Raw genomic sequence first — 6,151 nt, 5'->3', positions numbered from 1 at the left:
TGGTTTTTTCACACCGAGTACGGCGTTGTCAACGATGTGATGAACCGGCTGGGCTTGCAAGACGAGCCCACCAGCTGGCTGCTCAAGCCCAATTGGGCGTTTGCCGCCATTTGCCTGACGGTGATCTGGAAAACATCGTCTTTCATGGCTTTGATTTTGCTGGCGGGTTTGCAAATGATCCCGAAGTCGCTCTATGAAGCGGCTGAAGTCGATGGCGCCAGCCGTTGGCAGCAGTTCTGGCAGATCACCATCCCCATGCTCATGCCCAGCATTGTGGTGGCCTTGATTTTCCGCACCATCACGGCTTTGCAGACTTTTGACATCCCCTACACCATGACGCGTGGCGGGCCCGGTGAGGCCACCGAGACCTTGGCCATGCTGATCCACAAATACACCATCGATTATTCGGACATCAGTTTCGGCTCGACCCTGGCCGTGTTCATGTTCGTGATTTCGCTTTTTGTGACCGGCTTTTACTTGAAACAGATCGGAAAGAACGCCGCATGAACCCCACAGGACTTTGGAGCTCGCCCATGTTGCGTTGGGTGGCCGCAGGCATGGTGGTCGTCAATGGCTTTTTCCCGGCGGTCTGGATTTTGTTCACCTCGCTCAAAAGCGAGGCCGAACTGGTGCAAAAGCCCATCACCTGGTGGCCCGCCAAGCCGATGCTGGACAACTACGTGCGGGCGTTCACCGACCAACCGCTGTTGACCTATTTGAAAAACAGTTTGCTGATCGCGTGTGGTGCCACGGCCTTGTCTTTGGTGGTGGCGGCGTTTGCGGCTTATGCGATTGCCCGCTTGAACCTGAAACGACGCCAGTTCATCTTGACGTGCATCGTGGCTTCCAGCATGTTCCCGCTGGTGACCTTGCTGGTGCCGATTTTCGAGACCATGCGCGCCCTGGGCTGGTTGAACACCTACATCGCTTTGATCTTGCCCTACGTGGTGCTCAACTTGCCAGTCTGTACCCTGGTGCTGGTGAGCTTCTTTCAGAGCATCCCGCGCGATCTGGAGAATGCCGCCATGATCGACGGCTGCACGCGCATGGGGGCGCTCTGGCAGGTGGTGGTGCCTTTGGCAGCGCCGGGTGTGTTCACGGCGGGCATTTTGGCTTTTGTGAATTCCTGGGACGAATTCCTGCTGGCACTGTCCCTCAATTCCAACCCGGCTGTGCGCACCTTGCCGGTGGGCATCGCGCTGTACCAAGGGGAATTCACATTCCCCTGGCCCATCATTTCGGCGGCCTTGATTGTGGCGATCGTGCCGGTGGCGATTTTGATTGCGCTGTTTCAGGAGCGGGTGGTGGGCGGACTCACCCAGGGCGGCCTCAAGGGCTGATCACAAAACCGCTGCAAGGGGGCTGTTGGCTGCGGTGCTTTGCAGCACCGCAGCGAGCTGCTTGGCTCAGGCCAAAGCCTGAAATTGGCCGAACTGGCTGCGGCAAAAAGCCAGGGGCGCCGCGTCTTGCCAGCCAAAGTCCCTGACCTGGCCAATGATGATGTGGTGATCGCCCGCGTCCACTAGCTGGTGAACGGTGCAATCGAACCAGGCCACGCACGCATCCAGTCGCAGGCGCTGGCTGGCTTGCCGGTGAACCGGCACGCCCGCAAAGCGCTCGGCCATGGCACCTTTGGCAAACTGGTTGGCTATTGATGCTTGCGAGTCAGCCAGCACACTGACCGTGAAGCCGCCCGATTGCGTGAACGCAGACAAGCTGCTGGCTTCTTTGCGGATGCTCCACAGCACCAAGCGGGGGTTCAAGGAGACCGAGCTGAACGAGTTGCAGGTCATGCCCCAATCTTGTCCCTCGTGGTGGGCGGTGACCACTGTGACGCCTGTGCCAAAGCAGCCCAGGGCTTTGCGGTAATCGGCAGGGTCGCTCACAGGGGCAAGTCCGGCAGCGGTTGAAGTGATGTCATCAGGCATGTGGCGCATGGGCTCTTTCTTCAAGGCACTTCATGGCCATTGGCCAATTCATACAGTTCAAACCAGGTCTGTCGGTCCATTGGGACGCGTGCTGCATCGGCAAAACGCTGGATGCGCTCGATCTGGTTGGAGCCCATGACCGGCAAGACGCCCACAGGGTGGTGCATCAGCCAAGCCATGGCCACAGCGGTGGTGTCGGTGCCCGATGCCAGCGCCAGTTTGGCCAGCTTGGGGGCCAGGCGAGCGGCCGCAGTGCCTGCGGTGTGCGCTTGCGAATGCAGACGGCCACCGCCCAAAGGCGACCAAGCCATCACCGGCATGCGGTGCTGTTGGGCATGGGCGATCTGGCCGTTGGTGAAGGGCGCGGTGTTCAAGAGGCTCAGCTCGATCTGGTTGGTTTGCAGCTTGTGCTTCATGCACGACTGCAGCAGGTCCACATCCCAGGGCATGAAGTTGGACACGCCCACGCCGCGCAGTTTGCCGCTGTCGATCAAGCCGTCCAGGCATGCGCCCAGTGCCTGCGCATCCATCAGCGGGTCAGGGCGGTGGATCAGCAGCAGATCAATCACATCCACGCCAATGCGCGACAGCGAGCGGTCCACGCTGGCGGTGACGTGGGCGGGGCTGGTGTCGTAGTGCTTGACGCGGGTGTCTGCCCATTGGCCTGACAGCAGCATGATGTCGGTCTTGGTGACGATCTCGATCTGGTCTTTCAGGCTGGGGCGGGCCTTGATGGCTTGGCCAAACAGCGCTTCGCAGCTGTAGTCGCCGTAAATGTCGGCATGGTCGAAGGTGGTGATGCCCTGAGCCAGGCAGGCATCGATGCGGGCCAGATTGGCGTCAACCGAGCTGTCCTGTGCTTCGGACAGGCGCCAGACGCCATAGGCCATGCGACTGAGGCTGCGCCCGTTGGGCAGCGCCATGCGGCCGATGTGTTTTGAACTCATTTGCGAACTCCTGTGCCCAGCGGTGTGGGCGGTGTTTGGGCCGGAACGCGGCCATATTCTTGTGCGAGAGAAACCGTCTTGAGCTGTGGCAAGACTTTGGTGCCAAAAATCTCGCACTCTTGCAGGTGAGGGTAACCGGAAAAGATGAAGGCCCGGATGCCCATCTTTTGATAGGCCTCTATTTCACTGAGCACCTGATCGACGCTGCCCACCAAAGCGGCCCCACAGCCGCTGCGGGCGCGGCCCACACCGGTCCACAAATGGGGCTCGACGTAGCCTTCGTCATCGGCACGGTCGCGGTTGGCGCTTTGCAGCGAGACACCCAGGCTCTTTGCATCCAGTGCGCGTTGGCGGATTTCGCGGCCTTTTTCATCGTCCAGTTGCGACACCAGCTCGGCGGCGTATTCACGCGCTTCGGCTTCGGTGTCGCGCACGATCATGTGCACGCGCAAGCCATAGTCCAGCAAGCGGCCGTATTTCTCAGCCTGGGCATGCACGTCGCGCATGCGCTGGGCCAGCATGTCCTTCGGTTCGGGCCACATCAGGTAGGTGTCGCAGTGCGCACCGCACAGGGCCAAGGCGTCTGGGCTGTAGCCCCCAAAGTAGAGCAGGGGGCCGCCGTTGGTTTGGTAGGGGCGCACGGGGTCGGTGGACAAACCCTTGAGCTTGTAGATCTCGCCATCGTAGTTGATCTCGTCTTGGGTCCAGGCTTGTTTGAGGATCTCGACCACTTCCCAGGACCGGCGGTAACGGTAAGCGCTGTCTTCTTGTTGGCCGGGAAAGTCAGACGAAATCACGTTCAGCGTGAGGCGGCCTTCCAGAATGTGGTCCAGCGTGGCCACGGTGCGCGCCAGCATGGCCGGGTGCACTTCACCGCAACGGATGGCCGCCAGCAAGTTCATGCGTTTCGTCATCGGTGCCACAGCGGCGGCAAAGGTCAGGGTGTCCTGGCCCACTTGGTAAGACGAGGGGCACAAAATGTTGCGGTAGCCCAGCTCTTCGGCTTTTTGCACGATGCGGCTGGTGTTGGCCCAGCTGCTGCGCAAGTCGCCATCGGGTACACCCAGGTGGCGAAAGTCATCCGAGCACAGGGGCGCAAACCAAGCGACTTCAGCGCCTTGGATGTCTTGACCTTTGACGGGAACGATGCTCATATCAAACCTCACAATTAAGTGAATGAATGGTATATGAATTGACGCATGTTGGCTTGGGGGTTTCCACTTATTTGTCATACTGTGGGGCATGAACTCTGTAAATCACGCCCAACCCTTGCCGGTCTACCAGCAAATCGCAGAGCTGTTGGTCAGGCAAATCAAGGCCGGTTATTGGCACGCGGGCGAGCGTTTGCCGACCGAGGCCGCCTTGGCCCAAACGCTGTCGGTGGCGGTGGGCACCTTGCGAAAATCATTGGCGCTCTTGGAAAAGCAAGGCGTTTTGGAGCGCATACAGGGCTCGGGCACCTATGTGAAAAGCGTGCAAGGCACGCAGCAGATTTACGAGTTGTTCCGCTTGGAACTGACCAACGGGCCGGGTTTGCCCACGGCACAGATTCTGGATGTGGCGCAAGCCAGGCCCGAACCTGGGATGCCCAATTGGGATGGAGCCGTTTGCTGGCGGGTGCGGCGTTTGCGGTTTTCAAGTCAAGTGCCGGTCGCATTGGAAGAGATCTGGTTTCCTGGCACGCGCATCGTCAACTTGAGTGCCCCTGAGTTGGGCGACTCGATGTACTTGTTCTACCAACAGCGCTTGAATGTGTGGATTTCACGCGTGGAAGACCAGATCAGTGCCGCCACCGCACCCGACTGGGCCCCCGCCACATCGCCGCTGCAAACAGGCGATTGGGCTGGATACATCAAGCGGCAGTCTTGGACCGCCAGCAACGAGTTGGCCGAGTTTTCCAAAACATGGTTTGACCCGAAGGTCTGTCGATACTCCTCTCGACTGAGCCAGTGAGCAGGCTTTGGCGTGGGCTCAGGTCGCTTGCAGGGCCTGCAGCAATTCGGTTTCGATTTCGATTTGCGCCTTGTTTTGCTGCAGGGCCGGGCCGCTGATCAAGAAGGTGTCTTCCACCCGCTCGCCCAAGGTGCTGATCTTGGCCAACTGCAGGTCGATGCCATGCTTGCCAAGCACTGTGGCGATGCCATACAGCAAACCGATGCGGTCGCTGGCCGAGACGCTGAGCAGCCAGTTTTGCGCTTTGTCATCGGGCTTGAGGGTCACGCGTGGCGTCATCGGGAAGCTCTTGACACGGCGAGACACCCGTCCGCGGCTTGGAGCGGGCAGGGGGCCTTGCTGTTCGATGGTCCGGCTCAGACCGGACTCGACCATGGTGATCAGTTCGCGGTAATGCTCGGGCAGCATGGACGTGACGATCTGGAAGGTGTCCAGCGCCCAGCCCGTGCGGGTGGTGTGCACCTTGGCGTCCAGAATGCTGAAGCCGGCTTGGTCAAAGTGACCGCAAATGCGGGCGAACAAGTCGGGCTGGTCGGGGGTGAAGACCAGCACCTGCAAGCCTTCGCCCACCGGTGAAATGCGCGCCCGAACGATGGTGCGCGGTCCGGCCGGGTCGGGTTTGGCCACATGGCGCGACAGCTGGCGGGCATGCCAGGCGATGTCGCTGGCATCGTGGCGCATGAAATAACCCACATCCAGCGTTTCCCACAAGGCCTTGTGGCCTTCGTGGGGCTCGGCATGGCGGGCCAGCTCGACCAATGCATCGCGTTTGCGCGCTTCCACCACGGCGTTGGCGTCCGGGGCGCGACCGCCCAACACCCGCAAGGTGGATTTGTAGAGGTCTTCCAGCAGTTTGCCTTTCCAAGCGTTCCAGACTTTGGGGCTGGTGCCCCGGATGTCGGCCACCGTCAGCAAATACAAGGCCGTCAGGTTGCGCTCGTTGCCCACGCGCTGGGCGAACCGTCCGATCACATCGGGATCGCTCAGGTCTTCTTTTTGGGCCACATGGCTCATGGTCAGGTGCTCACCGACCAAAAACTCGATCAGCTGTGCATCGGCTTTGTCCAGTCGGTGCTGGCGGGCAAAGGTGCGCACTTCGGCCTTGCCCAGTTGCGAATGGTCGCCGCCCCGGCCTTTGGCGATGTCGTGGAACAGCGCCGCCGCGTAGAGGATCCAGGGCTTGTCCCAGCCTGCGGCCAGTTGCGAGCAAAACGGGTATTCATGGGCATGCTCGGCCATGAAAAAGCGCCGCACATTGCGCAGCACCATCAGGATGTGCTGGTCCACCGTGTAGGCATGGAACAGGTCGTGCTGCATCTGCCC

At 60.4% G+C, this 6,151-nt stretch carries 7 protein-coding genes; 3 read left to right on the top strand and 4 right to left on the bottom strand.

What is annotated here, in order from left to right; all coding sequences use genetic code 11:
- Both Q1W40_RS13585 and Q1W40_RS13580 read left to right on the top strand, forming a co-directional pair.
- Nucleotides 1–507: sugar ABC transporter permease (locus Q1W40_RS13585; RefSeq protein ID WP_300712970.1), on the top strand; the 507-nt coding region annotated here is incomplete at its 5' end.
- Entirely contained in the window at nucleotides 504–1,340 is an 837-nt protein-coding gene (locus Q1W40_RS13580; RefSeq protein ID WP_300712969.1) for a carbohydrate ABC transporter permease, read from the top strand. The genes Q1W40_RS13585 and Q1W40_RS13580, both read left to right, overlap by 4 nt.
- Nucleotides 1,341–1,406: 66 nt before the next feature.
- Here Q1W40_RS13580 and Q1W40_RS13575 read toward each other — a convergent pair whose 3' ends face one another.
- From Q1W40_RS13575 to Q1W40_RS13565, 3 genes are read right to left on the bottom strand one after another with little or no spacing between them, the layout of a single operon-like run.
- Nucleotides 1,407–1,937, bottom strand: coding sequence for a flavin reductase family protein (locus Q1W40_RS13575; protein WP_300712968.1), 531 nt, complete (start codon nucleotides 1,935–1,937; stop codon nucleotides 1,407–1,409).
- Between the two features lie 11 nt (nucleotides 1,938–1,948).
- Nucleotides 1,949–2,875, bottom strand: coding sequence for an aldo/keto reductase (locus tag Q1W40_RS13570; protein WP_300712967.1), 927 nt, complete (start codon nucleotides 2,873–2,875; stop codon nucleotides 1,949–1,951).
- A complete protein-coding gene (locus Q1W40_RS13565) occupies nucleotides 2,872–4,029 on the bottom strand; it encodes an LLM class flavin-dependent oxidoreductase (protein WP_300712966.1) in 1,158 nt (385 codons plus the stop codon). Before Q1W40_RS13565 ends, Q1W40_RS13570 begins: the two co-directional genes overlap by 4 nt.
- Nucleotides 4,030–4,117: 88 nt before the next feature.
- Here Q1W40_RS13565 and Q1W40_RS13560 point away from each other — a divergent pair, with 88 nt between their 5' ends.
- Nucleotides 4,118–4,828, top strand: coding sequence for a GntR family transcriptional regulator (locus Q1W40_RS13560; RefSeq protein WP_300712965.1), 711 nt, complete (start codon nucleotides 4,118–4,120; stop codon nucleotides 4,826–4,828).
- 18 nt (nucleotides 4,829–4,846) lie between these two features.
- Here Q1W40_RS13560 and Q1W40_RS13555 read toward each other — a convergent pair.
- Nucleotides 4,847–6,151, bottom strand: a 1,305-nt coding sequence (locus tag Q1W40_RS13555) for an HD domain-containing protein (RefSeq protein ID WP_300712964.1), incomplete at its 5' end; no start/stop codon positions are given.

The sequence above is a fragment of the Limnohabitans sp. genome (genome assembly GCF_030158565.1).
Taxonomy (GTDB): domain Bacteria; phylum Pseudomonadota; class Gammaproteobacteria; order Burkholderiales; family Burkholderiaceae_C; genus Limnohabitans_A.
This window is presented reverse-complemented; position numbering and strand designations above follow the sequence as displayed.

Excerpts from the sequence above, each read along its gene's own strand:
- Q1W40_RS13575 (WP_300712968.1), bottom strand. The coding sequence starts at position 1,937 with ATGCGCCACATGCCTGATGACATCACTTCAACCGCTGCCGGACTTGCC.
- Q1W40_RS13570 (WP_300712967.1), bottom strand. The coding sequence starts at position 2,875 with ATGAGTTCAAAACACATCGGCCGCATGGCGCTGCCCAACGGGCGCAGC.
- Q1W40_RS13565 (WP_300712966.1), bottom strand. The coding sequence starts at position 4,029 with ATGAGCATCGTTCCCGTCAAAGGTCAAGACATCCAAGGCGCTGAAGTC.
- Q1W40_RS13580 (WP_300712969.1), top strand. The coding sequence starts at position 504 with ATGAACCCCACAGGACTTTGGAGCTCGCCCATGTTGCGTTGGGTGGCC.
- Q1W40_RS13560 (WP_300712965.1), top strand. The coding sequence starts at position 4,118 with ATGAACTCTGTAAATCACGCCCAACCCTTGCCGGTCTACCAGCAAATC.